Origin of the sequence: Kaistella polysaccharea, assembly GCF_020410745.1 — a bacterium.
GTDB lineage: Bacteria > Bacteroidota > Bacteroidia > Flavobacteriales > Weeksellaceae > Kaistella > Kaistella polysaccharea.
Genome location: NZ_CP084528.1, coordinates 2132759 through 2151279 on the forward strand (window position 1 = coordinate 2132759; position 18521 = coordinate 2151279).

Genomic DNA, 18521 nt, shown 5'->3' on the forward strand with positions numbered 1-18521 from the left:
AAATATTTTATGTATTTTTAGGAACAATTTATCATTCAGAATGCTATTCACCGTTTTTACTCCAACTTATAATCGCGGTTACTTATTAGATCGGCTTTTTCAGAGTTTGTCTCGCCAAACGGTTCGTAATTTCGAGTGGTTAATTGTTGATGATGGTTCGACTGATGATACCGAAGAATTAGTTACTCAGTTTATTGACGTCGCTGATTTTCCTATTCGATATGTGAAGCAAAAAAATCAGGGAAAGCATATCGCTATTAATTACGCAATAAATAACGCGGCAGGAAAATGGTTTTTAACGATAGACAGCGATGATTTTCTCGCGAATGACTGTCTAGAAACCTGTCAACTTCTCTCCACAGAAACTGAAAATAACAAATTTGGTGGATTTACATTTATTCACGCGCCGGAAGAAATGTTCTCAGAAAAAAAGACGTACGATATAAAAAAATGGACGGAGTATAATAGTTATCAATGGGAATTCGCGGGTGAAATGGTTTATGTTTTTAAAGTTGAAGTAATTAAAAAACATCCTTTTCCCATATTTGAAAACGAAAATTTTTGTCAGGAAAGTGTGCAAATAATACCGATAATTAAAAATTACAAAATTCTTTTCACTAATTACATTTTAGCATTTGGAGAATATTTAGAAGACGGTTTAAGTCAGAATTTATACCAGAGATTGCTGGAAAATCCGCGATATGCGCTGCTGTCTTTTCGAACTAAACTGAGCGTTGCGAAAACGAGCGAGGATAAAAAATTGCTTGCGAGAAATTATTGGGATGTGGTGTTGAAAACTAAACAGCCAAAAATTAAATCTTTTTTGAGTTTTCCATTTCAATTAAATGCTTTTATCTTACTGGAAAAAGTGAGGAAAAAATTCAGTCATTGAAGCGATTGTCTTTCACTATTTGCCATGTTTTTAATCCAATTTTACGGAACATAAAAATAATAAATAACAAAGTTTTAATTTTATTCCGACTGTAATATCTTAAATTTCTGTAGGATTTTTTTAAAATCAAAATTTTCTCTTCTTCTGTAAAATATTGATCGTAATTGGCAATAATGTAACGGTTAAAGAGATAAATTCCCTCTCTTTTACGATAATCTAATCCATTGTCATTCCGCGAAGAAAGATGTTCTTTTGAAATTCTTACATTAACCACCGCCTCATTAATACTGAAAATATCGGCCAGGTCAGGAAATTCTAACCACGCCACATTATCGCTACCAAATGCTACTGGAAAATCTTTGAATCCGTATTTTTCATACGCAGCTCTTGAAAAAATATGTTCGGTCAACGTACTTCTTCCTTTTCCCTGAAGTGTTCTGATGTATGACGTGGCAGCTTTTTCAATTTCGGGGTTTAAAAAAATTTCAGAGGTTTTTTCACCTGCTTCATTAATGAGTTGAGAAGCAAACCTGATCACTTTTATGTTTAAATCTTCTACTGTTTCCAAATTTTTGTAAAATTGCTCCACCACATTTTCACCCAAAACGTCGTCATCACCTAAAATCATGATGAAATCTTCATTTGAAGAAAGAGCGATGCACCGATCCCATTGCGTAGTAAGACTTTGTGCGCCTACATTTTTATCAAATTTTTGATACGTAAAGTTGAAATCTTCAGCTAACCCTATTAATAAATCTTCAATATTTTCAGGACTATTATCATTACCAATGTAGACCGAAAAATTTTTACTCGTTTGATTTTTTAAAGACTCTAATGTTTTCCTAAAATATTTTTTTTTGTAGAAAGGGATTATTATGGCAAGCCTTATTTCCATCAGTTTATTGTCGACCATTTTCTATTCAAATTAACTTTTCCTGTCAAAACGATATTAAAAATATATCAATCGTTTAGGACTGCTTCTAAAGGCAAATGAAAAAATCCTCCTGGCTCACTACCGGCAAGATCACCAAAAGTATGGTTTATCACATTTACAGAAAATCGCACATAATCACGATATTCGTGAATTAATTTATTCTTCGGAATATCTATTCGGAAACCAAGAATGTAATCTGTATTGGAAAGGGTAAATGCAGGCAGCGCGATGTCGAGAAAATAATTTCCCGCCGTGCGTTTTTCCAGGTTAATTCCACTGTTTAGTAACACCACATCATCTGCTGATTTTAGAGTCAACACCATCCGATAGTTGCTGTTATCGAGAGTGCTGAGATTTCTTAAATCAATCCGACAGACAATAGGATTTTGATTTGAAAATCCAAGAGGACTATTTTGAAGCACTTCTACTTTATTAATTTCAATAAGTGAACTTGAATCAATTAATGAACCTTCCCATTTGCTGGAGGTGCTTTCATGGTTTAAACGCGTGTAAGAACTGATAATTTTGTCAGTATTCCCAACTTCAATCAATCTTCCGTTGGAGAGAAGAAGTGCGCTGCTTGTTAATTCCTTAACAGCGGCCATATTGTGGCTTACGAACAAAACTGTGCGGCCTTCGCCTTTGCTAATGTTGCCCATTTTTCCCAAACACTTTTTCTGGAATTCGGCGTCGCCAACAGCCAGTACTTCATCAACAATTAAAATTTCAGATTCCAAATGTGCCGCCACAGCAAAAGCCAAACGAACGTACATGCCGGAAGAATATCTTTTTACTGGCGTATCGATATATCTTTCTACCCCCGAAAAATCTACTATTTCGTCAAATTTTCTTTTAATTTCCTGTCTCGTCATTCCGAGGATTGCACCGTTTAAATAGATGTTTTCGCGACCGGTCATTTCTGGGTGAAAGCCGGTTCCCACTTCCAATAGAGATGCGATTCTTCCGTTTGTGTATATTTTTCCTGTTGTGGGTTTTGTAACTTTGCTCAGTAATTTTAGCAATGTCGATTTTCCAGCGCCATTTTTACCAATAATCCCGACTGCATCGCCTTGTTCTATTTCAAAATTAATGTCTTGAAGCGACCAAACATAATCGCTGTTTCCTTTTGAGCTTCGGTCGTTTGCTTCCCCGATCTTCTGGTAAGGATCCTCTTTTCCACGAACTTGATGCCAGAAACGGTTCAAATCATGAGAAAGTGTTCCCGTTCCTACTTGTCCCAGACGGTATTGTTTTGATATATTTTCTGCTTTTAATGCCAGCATATTATTTTAATTTCTAAATTATTTTTGTAATGAAATTTTTAATTTATGATTGTGAAGTACTGCAATTTTACCCCAAATTTAATGAAGAAGACTTCTACAATTGCGATTATACTAAAAATTATTAAAGTGTGTTTATAAAGGAATTATTTTTCAAGGTGATATAAATTATTATTGTTTTTAAAATTTGTTAACCTTTTATTTTTCAATCAATCAGTTTATTCATTTGGAGATTTAAAGTGGAAATCAAATCTCTACTATCATAGGTCTTTGTAAAAGTTTATTAATTTTAATTTATTTAAAATTCTGACTGGAATAGAATTTCTAACCATTTCAATTTTTTCCTTTTCTTTTTTTAATTCTTCCTTCAATTCCTTCAATTCCATTTCAATTCTACCTCGTTCTACAAATTTTTCGAGAAATAATGTATCAATATTTATATTTCTTCGCTCTGCCATTTTAATCAAAGCTACGAAGTGCCAAAAAAAAGCTTTTTCTTCATTTTTATTGGTAGAAATACCACCATCATGTATTCGGTACAAGTATAGATTCACATCGATGTACTTAACGGGAGCTACTTCACACATTTTCATATACAAATCTTTATCTTCAGCAATTTTCAAATAGGAATCTATTCCCAAAGTCTTTTTATATATTGATTTTTTAAATGTGGCGAAATGGGAAATTTCAGTCTGCAAATTGTAATATTTTTCATCTAAATCATAAATCTGTTTTGCATATTTAATTTTTACACGATTCAGATTCTCGTCGCATACTGTAAAATTTGAATAAACAAGACCAACTTCGGGATGAGCTAAATGTGTTTGGGTCATTATGTTAATTGCATTTATTTCTAAAGCATCGTCTGGGTCTAAAAACCCACAAATATCACCACTTGATAATTCTACTAATTTTCTTTTGGTATAACCAATTCCTTTATTTTCAGCATTGCGATAAATTTGAAATCTCGGATCACCTCTTATTATAGACTGCACCAAATGATATTGATTTACATCCGAAAAATCATCTAAAATTATTACTTCATAATTTTCATAATTTTGCTCAAGAATGCTTTTATAACAATCTTTAAAAAATTCGGCATTATTGTAATGTGCGATTAAAAGTGAAAAAATCGCCTTGTTTTTCATTTCTATTTTTTTTAAGATTAAAAGATTAAAAGTTAAATTAATTCGCTAAAAGAACAGTTATTGTAGCTAGTTACTATTATTACTTTAAGTTAAATTTAACTTTATATATGGTCAGTGTTTTTATAAAAATCAAATGTTTCCCAGTGAAAACAGTCTGACATTAAAATGATTAAAATTTATTAATTGCATCTATTATAGTTGATACCTCAACCATATCCATTACGGGGCTTATTGGTAAACTTAAAGCATGTTTGTGGATTTTCTCTGTAATAGGTAATGAAAGGTGATTGTAATTTTTGTAAGCTTGTTGCTTATGTGGTGGAATGGGATAATGTATTAAAGTTTGTATATCATTTTCTAAAAGATATCTTTTCAGTTTTTCTCTTTCTGAAGTTCTGATAACATATAAATGCCAAACATGTTCTTTGGAATTAGTCGGTAATTTTGGAAGAATGATTTTTGGATTGGTAATTTCTTGACAATATCGATTTGCTATTTTTCTTCGCTTTTCATTGTCAGTATCAATATATTTTAATTTCACATCTAAAATACCCGCTTGAATTTCATCTAAACGAGAATTTAATCCTTGATATTTAGTGATGTATTTATCTTCGGCACCATAATTTGCCAAAGCTCGAATTATTTTTGCCAAGAGTGCATCTTTACAAGTTACTGCACCTGCATCGCCTAAAGCACCCAAATTTTTTCCGGGATAAAAACTAAATCCGGCAGCATCGCCCAAATTTCCAGTTTTAATGGTATTCCATTCTGCACCAATGGATTGTGCATTATCTTCAATTATTTTTAAATTGTATTTATTTGCTAAAGTTTCTAATTCTTCTGACCAACAAATTTGTCCGTACAAATGAACAACCATTATAGCTTTAGTTTTTGGCGTAATTAGATCTTCAATTTTAGAAAGATCCAAATTGTAATTCTCAATATCTGGTTCTGCGAAAACAGGTCTTAATCTATTGTCTGTAATCGCTAAAATTGAAGCGATGTAAGTATTTGCAGGAACAATCACTTCGTCCCCAACTTTCATTTGTCCTAATTCTAAATAGGCTTTGAAAATTAAACGCAAAGCATCTAAACCGTTGGCGACACCAATAGCATTTGGAGAACCAATATATTTTGAAAGATTCTTTTCAAAATTTTTCACTTCATTCCCTAGAAGATAAGAACCACTTCGAAAGGTTCCTAAAAGTTTTGCTTCAATTTCCTCATGATACTGAAGATTAACTCTTTGAAGGTTGAGAAATTTAATCATAATCGGTCGCCAGTTTTTAATATATCGGATGATTTGGGGATCTAATCACCGTTTTTTTTTTCTAAATATTCACCAATCATAAATTTAGAATTTGCGATCTCCTGACCATCCAAATCAGTGATTTCGCTTAAAATTACATATCCGTCTTTAGATGAAATATATAACCCTTTATCATCTATATTTAGTATCCTGCCAATCTGCGTATTTATTTTTCTTTCTAAGAAAACAATTTTTGAAGGAAAGTAACATTTAGCTTTTGCCTTAATTCTAAAAAATGGTTTTGGATAAGGAGGGTTTAATACCCTGAAAAAAGTTTTAAGATATAAATGATCTTTGCGGAAATCAATTTCGCAATCTTCAATAGAGCGTTTTCCCACCCATGTAGCTCTTGAAAAGTCTTGTTTAATAGCTTTTATGTTTCCACTAAAATAACTTATTATTATATTTCCCAGGTTCGTATCTATCCAATCATTAAACATATTCATATAGAATGTTGCGGTGGATTCACCATCATTTTTGGTGGTAAACTGATAGATAATATCGCCATCATCGATTTTCTCATTCATTCTATGAATGGTTAATCCAAGTTCAGATTCCTCGTTTAATATAGCCCATACGGTAGAATGTAGCCCACGATATTTTGGTAGAAGGGAATAGTGAACATTGATGATCTCCTTAGTCTTTAGAATCTCTCTACTAATAACTTCTTTATAACCCGCACAAATAATTACTTCCGCTACGCCGAGTTTTATATCACTCAATAAAATATCACATTCTCGCAATTCTTTTATTAGATACTGATCCTTTGTTATTACTTCTAGAACAGGAAAAATTCTACAGAGACTTTTGTAGGCCGCAACTGCACCCCATCCTGATCCTGCTAATGATATTTTCCTCGTCTTTATCATAAATTTTAACGTTATTTTAAAATTAAAGTTTAATGGTATAAACATCTAAAGTTACAGCTCTAGCTCCCATATTTTCTTTTTGTTGAATTAATCCAGTATTTAGATAAAGACCATTTTTTTCTGTTGAAATTCCAAAACTGTAATACTTTCTGTATTTATACTTTTCGAGGAGGAAAGAGTTTATAAAATCAAGTGCGCCAATTTTTCGTCCGTTTTGAGTTGCTGCCATGTATTGTGCGTGAATTACATTGCCGAAATCAAAAATTAAAACTCCAGCCAATAGCTCATTTGATTTTCTTGCTTCAAAAAATTTAATATTGTTCGGAAAGTGCTCTTTTAACGATAAAATTTCGAACAAATTATGTGTTGGTTTTGTATTAAATTTCTCTAAAACAATTGTTAAAACTTTCCAATATTCCTTCAGATCAGTTGTTTCTTTTATCAAAACGTTATAATCTGCACATCGTTTATTTAGTCTTTTCTTATTATTATTTATTGGTATTGGATTATTTAAATCTATTACAGACGAAACGTCTCTTCGCGTTATTTTACCTTCATGGCGAAAAAGAGCGTATAAATCTTCTTGCGAGGGATATTGATGGAAAATGTACGGAATGCTTTTGTAAACTATATTTTCGAAGGAAAGACCTCGGTAGTAATTTTTAATTTTTTCGAAGATTTCTAATATATCAATAGTCTTGGCGTCAAAAGACAAAAGAAGAGACCCAAAAGTAAGACCTGCATGTGAAATAATTTCTAGTCCATGTTCCGTAGCGGGAAATAGAGCAATAATTTTATTTTTTTTTAAAAAAATAAGAGAATGATCTACAAATCGGTCAGAATGGTAATCCATGAAATTACGATCAAAAAAAAATAGTGCATTTTTACTATTGTGCACAAATTTGTTCCAATCAGATTGTAAATCTTTTTTATATCTCACTAAGCTTATTTCCATTCTTTTTAATTTCAATTTTCTTGATGTAGATCAAATTACTGTTGACATAATGAGCAGCTTTATTAAATTAAAAAGACTTCGCAACTTTCAAAGTTGTTTATAGTTTTTTAAAAATTTCGTAATCCCGTATATAATCAGAATCTTTATATTTTTTAGAAGCCAAACAAAGTAACACTGCGTTATGCGAGAATTTTATATCTCGCCAAATTTTTGAAGGGAGAAACAATCCCTTTTCAGGGCTGTCTAAAATAAAATCAACTTTATTGCCTTGTGAATCTTCCGTCGCGAAAGTAATAATCCCCGAAACTGCAATGATGATTTGCTCTAATTCAAAATGAGCATGACCACCTCTAATAACATCCTGCGGAGTGTAATAAGTCCAGTAGACCCTTTTAACGTCAAAAGGTATATTTTTCGATACTTCTGCCACAGAAATATATCCCAAACCAGCACTGCCAATTCGGTCAAACATTATCAAATGGGGAATTTTATTCATTCTATATTCTCCAATTTTAATTTTAGTGCATTCAAATCAATTCTAAAATTACTCTGTTCATGATCTCCTGAATCATTTTCGTAATAAAGATAGTTTAATTTTATATCTAGTAGAGCGGCCATTTCTCCAAATAATTTATGGTTATCATAATTGTCTGGAGTAAAAATGAGAACAGTAGAAGACGGATTACAAAATATAATATTGGTAAAAGCAGCACCAGAAGTACCTACAATATATTTAGAATTATTAATCGTATTAATCTGTTCGGTAATATTTAGAGTTGATAAATCAACGGCCGTAAAATCATATTGCTTCAGCAACTCAACAACTTCATTCTGATTTTGTGGGATCCGATGAGTTTCTCTCCGTTCTAGAAAAATCTTTATAGCAGACTTGTTTTCAAAATGATACTTGCTTTTCAATAAGTCTCCGACATTAAGTAAACTTTCTTTTCTATAATAATAAAGAGGAAATGCAACAGCATTAAGATCTAACGCATTAAACATATATTTATTAACTTCATTAATGAAAAAAAGTTTCCGCACTTTATATGTTCGTTCGGGATCTAAATAAATGATATTGATATTTAAATTTTCACAGAATACGGCCAGAGAATCTGCCATGCTTTTGATTTCTTTACATGAATGATCCACTAAAATATTTACCGAATATTCTTTTTTATAGAAAATAATTTTTGGAAGAATCTCTATGAGCCAATGATACCAGTTAAAACTACCATTACCTGCTAAGAAAAAACCTTCACTTATTTCTATGGGATTTCCAATTTTTAGAACGGCGTTTTTAGTATTGTGATACTGGATAAAACCTTCATTAAATCTTTCATTTTTGTTAATAGGTTCATAAAATAAATACGAATTTGCCACAATTGCTGAAGATCGAGAATTTATTAAAGCATCTTTTAACATATATAAATTTAGATCTGGGATTATTACATCAATATTATTTTGAGTTGAACTCTTATATGAATAACCTTCTTTCAGTTTTTCAGTTGGTAAAATTTCATGTATGTTCTTAATTTTAAGTACAACATATTTTTCAGCTTGAAATATATTTAATATTGCAATTTTTAAATAAGTGTAAAAATAGTTGTTTAGACCTTCTTTTGATCGGATAATGAGAGAGGCTTTTTTCTTAATTAATTTAAACATTTTCCCATTCAAAGTTTGTTGTAATGAAACCAGGCTCACGACCCATCCAATCACCAATGTTACGTTTGCGTTCTAAAATTGTAAAACTTAGTACGTCTTCTACAAAGATCAAAGTTGTTAACCTATCTGCAATTACATACAAGTCTAAAGAATAAATATCGACATTTAAAAAAGATGCTGGTATCTTAAATCGTATAATATTCTGTCCTATATGAAGTGGCATATGAGCGTTTGTTGCGGTGAACATTGTCAAATTCTCGGCATTTTTGAATACAAACGATAGATGAATTGTGGCTTCATGGGATTTCACAAGACACGATGTTTGTATAAAAAATTCAGTTTCCTGTTCAATTAATGTTAAATTAAAACCATTTTTATTCACAATTTTTATTTCCTGCAGAGCTACTTTTGGCGTATTGTACAGTTCGTTTTCTAGGTCGAATGTAACGCTCATACTTGGGATGACACTATCCCCACTATAGTGGAGAAGGGAATCGTTAATTTCGCCATTGAAGACCATATTTCCGTTTTTTAAAACTAAACCGCTGCGACAAAGAGTTTTCACTGCTGCCAAATTATGACTTACAAAAAGAACTGTTCTTCCTTCGCCTTTGCTCACCGTATTCATTTTCCCGAGGCATTTTCTTTGAAAATCGGCATCACCTACAGCGAGGACTTCATCTACAATTAGGATTTCTGATTCCAAATGTGCAGCAACAGCAAAAGCTAGACGAACATACATTCCTGATGAATATCTCTTTACTGGCGTATCGATATATCTTTCTACCCCGGAAAAATCTACTATTTCGTCGAATTTACGCTTGATTTCTCGTCGTGTCATTCCGAGAATTGCTCCATTTAAATAAATGTTTTCCCGACCTGTCATTTCGGGATGAAAGCCAGTGCCTACTTCTAACAAGGATGCGATTCTACCGTTGGTATATATTTTTCCTGTGGTGGGTTTGGTTACTTTGCTCAATAATTTTAGCAATGTGGATTTTCCAGCACCATTTCTGCCGATTATTCCGACCGCGTCTCCTTGCTCAATTTCAAAGTTAATATCGCGCAAAGACCAAACATAATCGCTTACTCCTTTTGTAGCACGATCATTGTCTTCTCCAATTTTCAGATAAGGATCTTCTTTACCTCTGACTCGATGCCAAAACCTATTCAAATCATGAGAAAGTGTTCCCGTTCCAACTTGTCCGAGACGGTATTGTTTTGATATATTTTCGGCCTTTAATGCGAGCATACTTTCGTGATTTACATCTCCTGAAATTAATTTTTTATAATTGAAGTTAGCTATTGGTCTACACAGTATCCATAAATCCTTTTTCAACTTTATTAAAAATAACGGTGCCAATTGCAAGAAGTACAAATATGATTACACTACTGATCAGTAGCATCGTACCCGAAAATTCGCCGACACCCATCCAGCCGTATTTGAAACATTCGAAAATACCGGACAACGGATTATAATATGCAATTCCTTTAAATCTTTCAGGCAAAGCGGACAGCGGATAAATAACAGGAGTTACATACATAAATAAACTCACTCCAAATCCTAAAAGCATTTGTACGTCTCGGTATTTGGTGGTAAGCGAGGAAAAAATCATACCCATTCCCAGCGCGAAAGCCGCCATTAATAAAATTAAAAAAGGCGTTGCTAAAATCCAGATGTTTGGTTGAACTTGCCCCTGAAAATAATAGTATAAAAAAACTGCGATAAAAAGTAACATCTGCACTCCAAATCGCATGAGATTCGATATTACAATTGTCAATGGCATTACTAATCTTGGGAAATAAACTTTTCCAAAGATTCCGGCATTACTTGTAAATACATTAGAAGCCCCCGTTAAACAACTTGAGAAATAGTTCCATAAAGTAACTCCCGCTAAATAGAACAATATTTTAGGTGCGCCATCTGTAGATAAATTTGCAATATTCCCAAAAACAACCAAATACACAATGGTCGTAAAAATTGGATTGATAAAAAACCAAATAGGTCCTAATATGGTTTGCTTGAAGCTGGAAATAAAATCCCTCTTCACAAACATATAAACCAAATCTTTGTACCGCCAGACTTCTCTCAGTTTGAGATCAAAAAGGGAATGACTGGATTCGATGGTTTCCGTCCAGGTTTGTTGAGGTTCTGTCATTTGTGTAATAAATTTTAAAATTAAGATAATTTACCGGAATTTTGCAAGTTCCGTACGTCCCAATAATAAAGAAGTGAGAAAAACTGGAATATAAAGTCTGATTTCATATAAAATTCCACTGTAAAAACATACATAGAAATAAGGAATTGAAAAAGCATGGAAAATTAAAATCAATCGAAGCGCTTTTTTATCCTTTGCCAGAAAAATACTTAGTAAAAATAACGCCACCCAAAAAGTCAGTCCTAAAATATTTTTCGGTTGCCTGAAATTTTCGATAAGTAAATTCCCATCTGTGGTAGTGAAATTATTATTTATGAAGCGAATTCCAAAGTACGTGAGAAGAAATAGTAATATCAGAAAAAATAAAGGAAGCAAAGATTCCCTCTTAAAACGATATTTGGCGAGTAATAAAGTAGCTGCCAATGATAAAGATAATGCTGATGATTCCCGAATTAATGTAGAAAAGATAAGAATAACTCCCAATAAAATAAGAAGTGAAAAATTGAGTTTTCTAACGTATTTCAGCAAAAAATAGTAAAATAGAATAAGAAAGAAATAACTGGGAACATCATAAGGAACAATTACGAACTGCGACAGCGAGATAGAGAAAATTGCAACAACAATTATCAAGATTTTCTCAGCGTGTGATGCGACAAAATCTTTTGTTTCAGTAATCAAAATCAAAATTATTCCACAGAGAATAAGGAAAAAAGTATTTAAAATATAGAACGCCAAAAACATCTGTGGTTCTGAATCGGGATTGATGAATTTGAGTTTAAAAATTTGATAATCAATATTTAAAGTTCCCAAAAAATTATAAATCCCTAAAAGAAAATAAGAACTTAAAATTCTGTATTGATAAATGCCGGAATGAAATTGTTCTTGAAAATTTACATGATTGAAAATCGTAGATGAGTAATTATTTACGAAACCAAAATAGACGAAAGTGCTGACCGTAAAAGCCAGCAATGCTATAAATATAATTCTGAAGAATAAAGGTATTTTCAAGCGAATATTTATTAAAATGATATACTAACCTATGGTTCTTCGACCGATCGATTTGTACCGAAAATCTGTGTTTTCCACTTGTTCCAGGGCAAACATATTTCGTCCGTCAAATATAACTTTCTGTTTCATTCGCGCTGCCATCAAATCAAAGTTAGGATTTTTAAATTCACTCCATTCAGTCGCAATTAAAAGACAGTCTGCATCTTGAAGCGCCGAATACATATCTGGCGCGTATGAAATTTCGTCTCCCAAAATTTTTCGAACATTTTCTTCTGCAATTGCATCATATGCTGTAATTGTTGCGCCTTTTTCCAACAGCAATTTAATATTATCCAATGAAGACGCTTCACGGATGTCATCGGTATTTGCTTTGAAAGCCAAGCCCCAAAGTGCGATTTTTTTTCCTTTCAAATCACCGCGAAAATAGTTTTCGATTTCAGAAACCAGAATTATTTTTTGTGCCTGATTTACGTCTTCAGTCGCCTCTAATATTTGAAAATCAAATCCTTCTTGTTTTCCGGATCTGATCAATGCCTTCACATCTTTAGGGAAACAACTGCCGCCGTAGCCAATTCCGGGGAAAAGAAAACGATGGCCGATACGATCGTCTGACCCCATTCCTAAACGAACTTTGTCAACGTCGGCACCAACTTTTTCACAATAGTTGGCGATTTCGTTCATAAAAGTAATTTTTACGGCTAAGAAAGAATTCGCGGCATACTTTGTTAACTCAGACGATTTTTCATCCATAAAAATAATCGGCGTTCCGGTATTGGTAAATGGCTGGTAAATTTTAGCCATAATTTCCTGTGCTTTTTCCGATTCGCTGCCAACAATTACCCGTGCCGGATTCATAGAATCTTCGACAGCAAAACCTTCCCGAAGAAATTCGGGGTTTGAAACGACATCAAATTCAATATTTGTTTTCGCTGCAATCGTTTGCCGAACTTTATTTGCGGTTCCCACAGGAACGGTAGATTTATTGACAATGATTTTATAATCCGTCAGCATTTCGCCAATTTGGGTGGCTACGGAAAGAACGTACGAAAGATCTGCGGAACCATCTTCACCTGGAGGCGTAGGAAGTGCTAAATAAATGACTTCACTCTGGTCGAGTGCTTCTTTTAAATTGGTGGTAAAGAATAAACGTTGTGCCTGAATATTTCTTAGAAACATTTCTTCCAGACCAGGTTCATATATAGGAACGATGCCCAGTTTCATTTGATCGACTTTTTTAGAATCGATATCAACGCAGTAAACGGTATTTCCTAATTCTGCTAAAGTAGTTCCGGTAACCAAACCTACATAACCTGTCCCAACGATCGTTATATTCACAACTTAATTTATAATTTATGGGTACAAATATAAGAATTTAATGTGCCGATGGTGAGTACAATATCAATCATTGATGGTCAAGTTTTTTGTAATTATACTAAATATTTGTATATTTGCATCGGATTTACGGAAAATAAAATGAAAAGGCCTTCGGAAGAATGCCTTTTTTCGTAAGAGTATTTGAAAAGTTATGGAATTTAGAGCACAAATAGAACAACTCTTGAACACCTTTCTGGCCGAACGACCTGATCTTTTTTTAATTGATATTAAGTTTTCGGCAACCGATCATATTCGAGTGATTTTAGATGGTGATCAGGGAGTTACACTTCAGGATTGCTTAGATGCAAGTCGCGCGATCGAATTTAATATGGATCGGGACGAGCATGATTTCTCAATGGAAGTGATGAGTGCCGGATTAAGTGAGCCATTAAGTTCTATTCGTCAATATCGAAAAAATATTGGGAGATCATTGGATTTAATTTTAAATGATGGTTCTGAACTTGAAGGCGAACTTTCTAAAGTAGAGGAAGATCATATTACCCTGATATTGAAATACCGAAAACCGAAAGATATCGGCAAAGGTAAAGTAGATGTTGTTGAAGAGAAAGATATCCTTTATACCGATATTAAAAAAGCACTGGTCGCAATCCAGTTCTAAAAGTAAAAGGTGACGGCTTGGGTCCGCACAACCTTTAAGACAAAATTGAATTATATTAAAGTTGAAAAATACTTTTACCACAAACCTTAAACAAAACATATATAAATGGACGGTTTAGCACTGATTGAAGCGTTTGGCGATTTTAAAGAAGATAAAAACATCAGCAAGATTGATCTGATGGCAATTATCGAAGATTCGTTGAAAACATTATTAAGAAAAAGATTCGATTCCGACGATCATTTTGATGTGATTGTGAATCCTGATAAAGGAGATTTTCAGATATTCTTAAATAAAACCATCGTAGAAGACGAAATGTCTGAAGATGATGATTTAGAAATTGAACTGGCAGAAGCGAAAAAAATTGATCCTACTTTCGAGGTTGGTGAAGATTTTACCGTAGAAATTCCTATTGAAAAACTGGGAAGAAGAAGTATCTTAACGTTGAAACAAATTTTAGCGACAAAACTTCAGGAGCATAATAACGCCGTTCTATACGACCAGTTCCGAGATAAAATTGGTGAGATTGTAATGGGTGAAGTTCACCATATTCGTCACAAACACGTTATCTTATTAGATGACGATGACAACGAATTCATCATGCCGAAAGAAAATCAGATCCCTTCTGACTTCTTTAAAAAAGGAGAAAGCATTCGTGCAATCGTAGAAAGTGTTGATTTTAAAGGAGCAAAACCTCAGATTATTGTTTCCCGAACTTCGCCAAGATTTTTAGAGAAATTATTAGAACTCGAAATTCCAGAAATCCAGGACGGTACAATTATTTTGAAAAAAGTAGTTCGTATTCCGGGAGAGAAAGCGAAAATTGCGGTTGATGCTTACGATGACAGAATTGATCCGGTTGGAGCTTGTGTTGGAGTTAAAGGTTCTCGTATTCACGGCGTGGTGAGAGAATTGAAAAACGAAAATATTGACGTGATTCAGTGGTCGAAAAACCCTGAAATAATGGTAAAAAGAGCGTTAGGAAATATCACCGTAAATAAGATAGAAATCAACGAAGAAACAAACTACGCCTTGGTTTACACGCCCGTAGAAGAAATTTCCCGAGTTATTGGGAAGCAAGGACAGAATATTAGACTGGCATCTTGGTTAAGCGGTTACGATATCGACGTTTACAGAGAAGCGAGTGAAGATGATGATGTTGAATTGAGAGAATTCGCAGGTAATGACGATGGTGACATCGAGCAGTGGATTATTGATGAATTCCGTAAAGTGGGTCTGAACACAGCGAAGAGCGTTTTAGACAAAGAAACCGAAGCCTTGGTCAACTTAACAGATCTTGAAGTGGAAACCATCGAGGAGGTTAAAAATATTTTGAAAGAGGAATTAGAGGACTAATTGCCCTGAAAAATGATAATAAAGTTAAAATAGGTTAACTTTACAAAAAATTTAAATAAAGTATAAAGTATACATGCCAAAAATTAGATTAAACAAAGCGGTTAAGGAATTTAATATTTCGATGACGAGACTTGTGGAATTCCTACAGTCTAAAGGAATCGAGGTAGAAAGTAACCCGAACGCTCAATTGGAAGAATCGGCATATTCTGCATTAGAAGCTGAGTTTCGCAAAGATGGGGAACAAAGAAAAGCTTCTCATGAGGTAGTAATCGCTAAAGTTCCGGAAGAAAAGCTGGAAATAGAGCCGTCACAACCTGAGGTAATAAGAGCCAAAGCGAGTCTAAGACCTGAAACTAAAATTTTAGGAAAAATAGATTTGAATCAAGGTGCGCCAGAGGTGAAAGAAGAGCAGAAACCTGCTCCGCCGCCTGTGGAAGAACCAAAACCCGTCGTAGAGAAAGCACCTGTTGCGGAGAAACAGGAGTTTAAAGTTCTGGACAAAATTGATTTATCGCAAATTGAAGGCAATAAGCCCAGATCTACCAAAAAAGATCAACCAAAACCGCAAGAAATTCCTGCGGAAAAACCAGTTGTTGAAAAAGCAATCGAAACTCCTGCCGCAAAGGTAGAAACTCCTGCACCTGTGGTGGAAGCACCAAAGACCGCAGATTCCCCTGATCCGGATCGAATTGAAACCGTTTACAAAAAGTTAGATGGTCCTAAAATTCTGAAACAAACCGTTGATTTATCTCAATTTAATAAGCCTAAACCACAAGGTGGGGCAGCAGGTGCGAAAAAGAAAAGAAAACGTATAGAAAAACCGAATCCTACTGGCACTACACAAGCTGGTCAAGGAACAGGTACACGTCCGCCAGGAGCAGGCGGTAATCGCCCATCAGGACCCGGAGGTAATCGTCCACCCGGACAAGGTGGCGGAAACCGACCAGGCTATCAAGGTGGTGGCGGTGCAAATAGAGGCCCTGTAAGAAGAGGTCCTGTTATGCCTGTAGAATTAACAGATGAGCAGGTTAAAAATCAAATTAAAGAAACTTTAGAAAAACTGACCAGTAAGGCCGGTAAAAATAAAGGAGCTAAATATAGAAAAGAGAAAAGAGTTTACCGCCGTGAGCAAGATGAGCGTCAGGAGGAAATTGATGCGGCTGACAGATCACTGAAAGTGACTGAGTTTATTACGGTAGGCGAATTAGCTTCCTTAATGAACGTAAGTCCGATGGAAGTGATTTCTGCATGTTTCTCTCTCGGTGTTATGGTAACTATGAACCAGCGTCTGGAAGCAGATACTTTATTATTGGTTGCAGATGAATTCGGTTATAAAATCGAGTTTGCCGATGCCGATGTTGAAGAATCTGCGCTTGAAGAAGATACAGATACAGCCGAAGATTTGATGTTTAGAGCACCAATCGTAACCGTAATGGGTCACGTAGATCACGGTAAAACTTCCCTTCTAGATTATATCAGAAAAACAAATGTAATTGCCGGTGAATCTGGTGGAATTACACAGCATATTGGTGCTTATAATGTGAAACTGGAAAACGATCAAAGAATTACCTTCTTAGATACGCCGGGTCACGAGGCATTTACCGCAATGAGAGCCAGAGGGGCGCAGATTACCGATATAGCAATTATCGTAATCGCAGCTGATGACGACGTAATGCCACAAACCAAAGAAGCAATTTCTCACGCACAGGCGGCGGGAGTTCCGATGATTATTGCAATTAATAAAGTGGATAAGCCCAACTCTAATCCAGACAATATCCGTCAGCAGCTTTCTGCGATGAATATTTTGGTAGAAGAATGGGGTGGTAGTGTACAGTCTCAAGAAGTTTCTGCGAAGTTTGGAAATAATATGGATGTATTGCTTGAGAAAGTATTGCTCCAGGCGGAATTATTAGACTTGAAAGCAAATCCAGCTAAAAATGCAAGTGGTGTTGTAATCGAAGCTTCGTTAGATAAAGGACGAGGTTATGTTTCAACCATTCTTGTACAAGCGGGAACGCTTAAAGTGGGTGATTATGTACTTGCCGGAAAAAATCACGGTAAAGTGAAAGCCATGCTTGATGAAAGAGGTAAAAGTATGGAAGAGGCAGGACCATCAATTCCTGTAACGATATTAGGTTTAGACGGCGCGCCAACTGCTGGAGATCGATTCAGAGTATTCGAAGACGAAAGAGAGGCGAAAACGATTGCAACCAAACGGGAGCAACTACAGCGTGAGCAATCCGTTAGAACTAAGAAACATGTAACCTTAGACGAGCTTGGAAGAAGAATTGCGTTAGGAGACTTTAAAGAATTGAACATTATCCTTAAAGGTGACGTTGATGGTTCTGTAGAAGCCCTTTCTGATCAGCTTCAAAGTTTATCTACGGAAGAAATTAGTGTGAAGATTATTCACCAAGGTGTTGGTCAGATTACAGAATCAGATGTATTGTTAGCAGCAGCTTCCGATGCAATTATGATCGGATTTAATGTAAGAGCTGGTGTTAACGCGAAAGATCTTGCCGATAAAGAAGAAATAGAAATCAGAACGTACTCTGTAATTTATGCCGCTATTGATGAGGTAAAAGAAGCGATGGAAGGTATGCTTTCACCGGAAATTAAAGAACAGGTCATTGGTAACGTAGAAATCCGCGAAGTCTTCAAGATTTCCAAAGTAGGATCTATTGCTGGTTGTATGGTTCTCACCGGTAAAATTACCCGAAATTCAAAAATCCGCTTGCTGCGTGACGGCATTGTGAAATTTGATGGTGAACTTGAAAGTTTAAAACGTTTCAAAGACGATGTCAAAGAAGTTTCCAAAGGGTATGAATGTGGTTTAAATATCAAGAATTTCAACGATATTGAAGTAGGCGACATTTTAGAAGTCTATGAAGAAATTTCAGTGAAGAAAAAGTTAAAGTAAACTTTTGTGTTTAGATATAAAACCTGCTGTTATCGG

The 18521-nt window shown here is 34.5% G+C and carries 16 protein-coding genes; 4 read left to right on the top strand and 12 right to left on the bottom strand.

All coding sequences use genetic code 11. The annotated features are described in order from the left end of the window. Nucleotides 1-40 precede the first annotated feature (40 nt). Nucleotides 41-892 (top strand): glycosyltransferase family 2 protein, encoded by an 852-nt coding sequence (locus tag LC814_RS09990; protein WP_226063789.1) that lies wholly within the window; start codon nt 41-43, stop codon nt 890-892. Here the strand turns inward: LC814_RS09990 and LC814_RS09995 are convergent. The 12 genes from LC814_RS09995 to LC814_RS10050 form a co-directional block, all read right to left on the bottom strand. Next, nucleotides 882-1787: a glycosyltransferase gene (locus tag LC814_RS09995; protein ID WP_226063790.1), complete on the bottom strand. Its 906-nt coding sequence runs from the start codon at nt 1785-1787 to the stop codon at nt 882-884. The two genes, LC814_RS09990 and LC814_RS09995, sit on opposite strands and share 11 nt — an antisense overlap. A gap of 65 nt (nt 1788-1852) precedes the next feature. Next, on the bottom strand, nt 1853-3109 hold the full coding sequence (locus LC814_RS10000; RefSeq protein ID WP_226063791.1) for an ABC transporter ATP-binding protein: 1257 nt from the start codon (nt 3107-3109) through the stop codon (nt 1853-1855). Nucleotides 3110-3366: 257 nt separating this feature from the next. Next, on the bottom strand, nt 3367-4254 hold the full coding sequence (locus LC814_RS10005; protein WP_226063792.1) for a glycosyltransferase: 888 nt from the start codon (nt 4252-4254) through the stop codon (nt 3367-3369). Between the two features lie 169 nt (nt 4255-4423). Further along, nucleotides 4424-5524 (bottom strand): DegT/DnrJ/EryC1/StrS family aminotransferase, encoded by a 1101-nt coding sequence (locus tag LC814_RS10010; protein ID WP_226063793.1) that lies wholly within the window; start codon nt 5522-5524, stop codon nt 4424-4426. Nucleotides 5525-5565: 41 nt separating this feature from the next. Beyond that, nucleotides 5566-6432, bottom strand: a complete 867-nt coding sequence (locus tag LC814_RS10015) for a methionyl-tRNA formyltransferase (RefSeq protein WP_226063794.1) — start codon at nt 6430-6432, stop codon at nt 5566-5568. A 22-nt stretch (nt 6433-6454) separates the two neighbouring features. Then, entirely contained in the window at nt 6455-7387 is a 933-nt protein-coding gene (locus tag LC814_RS10020) for a GNAT family N-acetyltransferase (RefSeq protein ID WP_226063795.1), read from the bottom strand. 97 nt (nt 7388-7484) lie between these two features. Next, complete coding sequence (locus LC814_RS10025; RefSeq protein WP_226063796.1) at nt 7485-7883, bottom strand: sugar 3,4-ketoisomerase; 399 nt, start codon at nt 7881-7883, stop codon at nt 7485-7487. Continuing rightward, the gene (locus LC814_RS10030; RefSeq protein WP_226063797.1) at nt 7880-9052 is read right to left on the bottom strand and encodes a glycosyltransferase family 61 protein; all 1173 of its coding nucleotides are present in this window, start codon (nt 9050-9052) and stop codon (nt 7880-7882) included. Before LC814_RS10030 ends, LC814_RS10025 begins: the two co-directional genes overlap by 4 nt. After that, nucleotides 9045-10304 (bottom strand): ABC transporter ATP-binding protein, encoded by a 1260-nt coding sequence (locus LC814_RS10035; RefSeq protein WP_226063798.1) that lies wholly within the window; start codon nt 10302-10304, stop codon nt 9045-9047. Before LC814_RS10035 ends, LC814_RS10030 begins: the two co-directional genes overlap by 8 nt. A 58-nt stretch (nt 10305-10362) precedes the next feature. Further along, a complete protein-coding gene (locus tag LC814_RS10040) occupies nt 10363-11211 on the bottom strand; it encodes an ABC transporter permease (RefSeq protein WP_226063799.1) in 849 nt (282 codons plus the stop codon). A 30-nt stretch (nt 11212-11241) separates the two neighbouring features. Beyond that, nucleotides 11242-12219: a hypothetical protein gene (locus LC814_RS10045; protein ID WP_226063800.1), complete on the bottom strand. Its 978-nt coding sequence runs from the start codon at nt 12217-12219 to the stop codon at nt 11242-11244. Nucleotides 12220-12243: 24 nt separating this feature from the next. Continuing rightward, nucleotides 12244-13554, bottom strand: a complete 1311-nt coding sequence (locus LC814_RS10050) for a UDP-glucose dehydrogenase family protein (protein ID WP_226063801.1) — start codon at nt 13552-13554, stop codon at nt 12244-12246. Nucleotides 13555-13744: 190 nt separating this feature from the next. On the opposite strand from LC814_RS10050, the gene rimP reads away from it, so the two are divergent. From rimP to infB, 3 genes are all read left to right on the top strand, one after another. Continuing rightward, nucleotides 13745-14212, top strand: coding sequence for a ribosome assembly cofactor RimP (gene rimP, locus LC814_RS10055; RefSeq protein WP_226063802.1), 468 nt, complete (start codon nt 13745-13747; stop codon nt 14210-14212). A 105-nt stretch (nt 14213-14317) separates the two neighbouring features. Next, nucleotides 14318-15565, top strand: a complete 1248-nt coding sequence (gene nusA / locus LC814_RS10060; RefSeq protein ID WP_226063803.1) for a transcription termination factor NusA — start codon at nt 14318-14320, stop codon at nt 15563-15565. A 73-nt stretch (nt 15566-15638) separates the two neighbouring features. Beyond that, nucleotides 15639-18485, top strand: coding sequence for a translation initiation factor IF-2 (infB, locus tag LC814_RS10065; protein ID WP_226063804.1), 2847 nt, complete (start codon nt 15639-15641; stop codon nt 18483-18485). The last annotated feature ends 36 nt before the right edge of the window (nt 18486-18521 follow it).

Coding starts and splice junctions, on each gene's coding strand:
- LC814_RS09990 (WP_226063789.1), top strand. CDS start 41: ATGCTATTCACCGTTTTTACTCCAACTTATAATCGCGGTTACTTATTA.
- LC814_RS09995 (WP_226063790.1), bottom strand. CDS start 1,787: ATGGAAATAAGGCTTGCCATAATAATCCCTTTCTACAAAAAAAAATAT.
- LC814_RS10000 (WP_226063791.1), bottom strand. CDS start 3,109: ATGCTGGCATTAAAAGCAGAAAATATATCAAAACAATACCGTCTGGGA.
- LC814_RS10005 (WP_226063792.1), bottom strand. CDS start 4,254: ATGAAAAACAAGGCGATTTTTTCACTTTTAATCGCACATTACAATAAT.
- LC814_RS10010 (WP_226063793.1), bottom strand. CDS start 5,524: ATGATTAAATTTCTCAACCTTCAAAGAGTTAATCTTCAGTATCATGAG.
- LC814_RS10015 (WP_226063794.1), bottom strand. CDS start 6,432: ATGATAAAGACGAGGAAAATATCATTAGCAGGATCAGGATGGGGTGCA.
- LC814_RS10020 (WP_226063795.1), bottom strand. CDS start 7,387: ATGGAAATAAGCTTAGTGAGATATAAAAAAGATTTACAATCTGATTGG.
- LC814_RS10025 (WP_226063796.1), bottom strand. CDS start 7,883: ATGAATAAAATTCCCCATTTGATAATGTTTGACCGAATTGGCAGTGCT.
- LC814_RS10030 (WP_226063797.1), bottom strand. CDS start 9,052: ATGTTTAAATTAATTAAGAAAAAAGCCTCTCTCATTATCCGATCAAAA.
- LC814_RS10035 (WP_226063798.1), bottom strand. CDS start 10,304: ATGCTCGCATTAAAGGCCGAAAATATATCAAAACAATACCGTCTCGGA.
- LC814_RS10040 (WP_226063799.1), bottom strand. CDS start 11,211: ATGACAGAACCTCAACAAACCTGGACGGAAACCATCGAATCCAGTCAT.
- rimP (WP_226063802.1), top strand. CDS start 13,745: ATGGAATTTAGAGCACAAATAGAACAACTCTTGAACACCTTTCTGGCC.
- nusA (WP_226063803.1), top strand. CDS start 14,318: ATGGACGGTTTAGCACTGATTGAAGCGTTTGGCGATTTTAAAGAAGAT.
- infB (WP_226063804.1), top strand. CDS start 15,639: ATGCCAAAAATTAGATTAAACAAAGCGGTTAAGGAATTTAATATTTCG.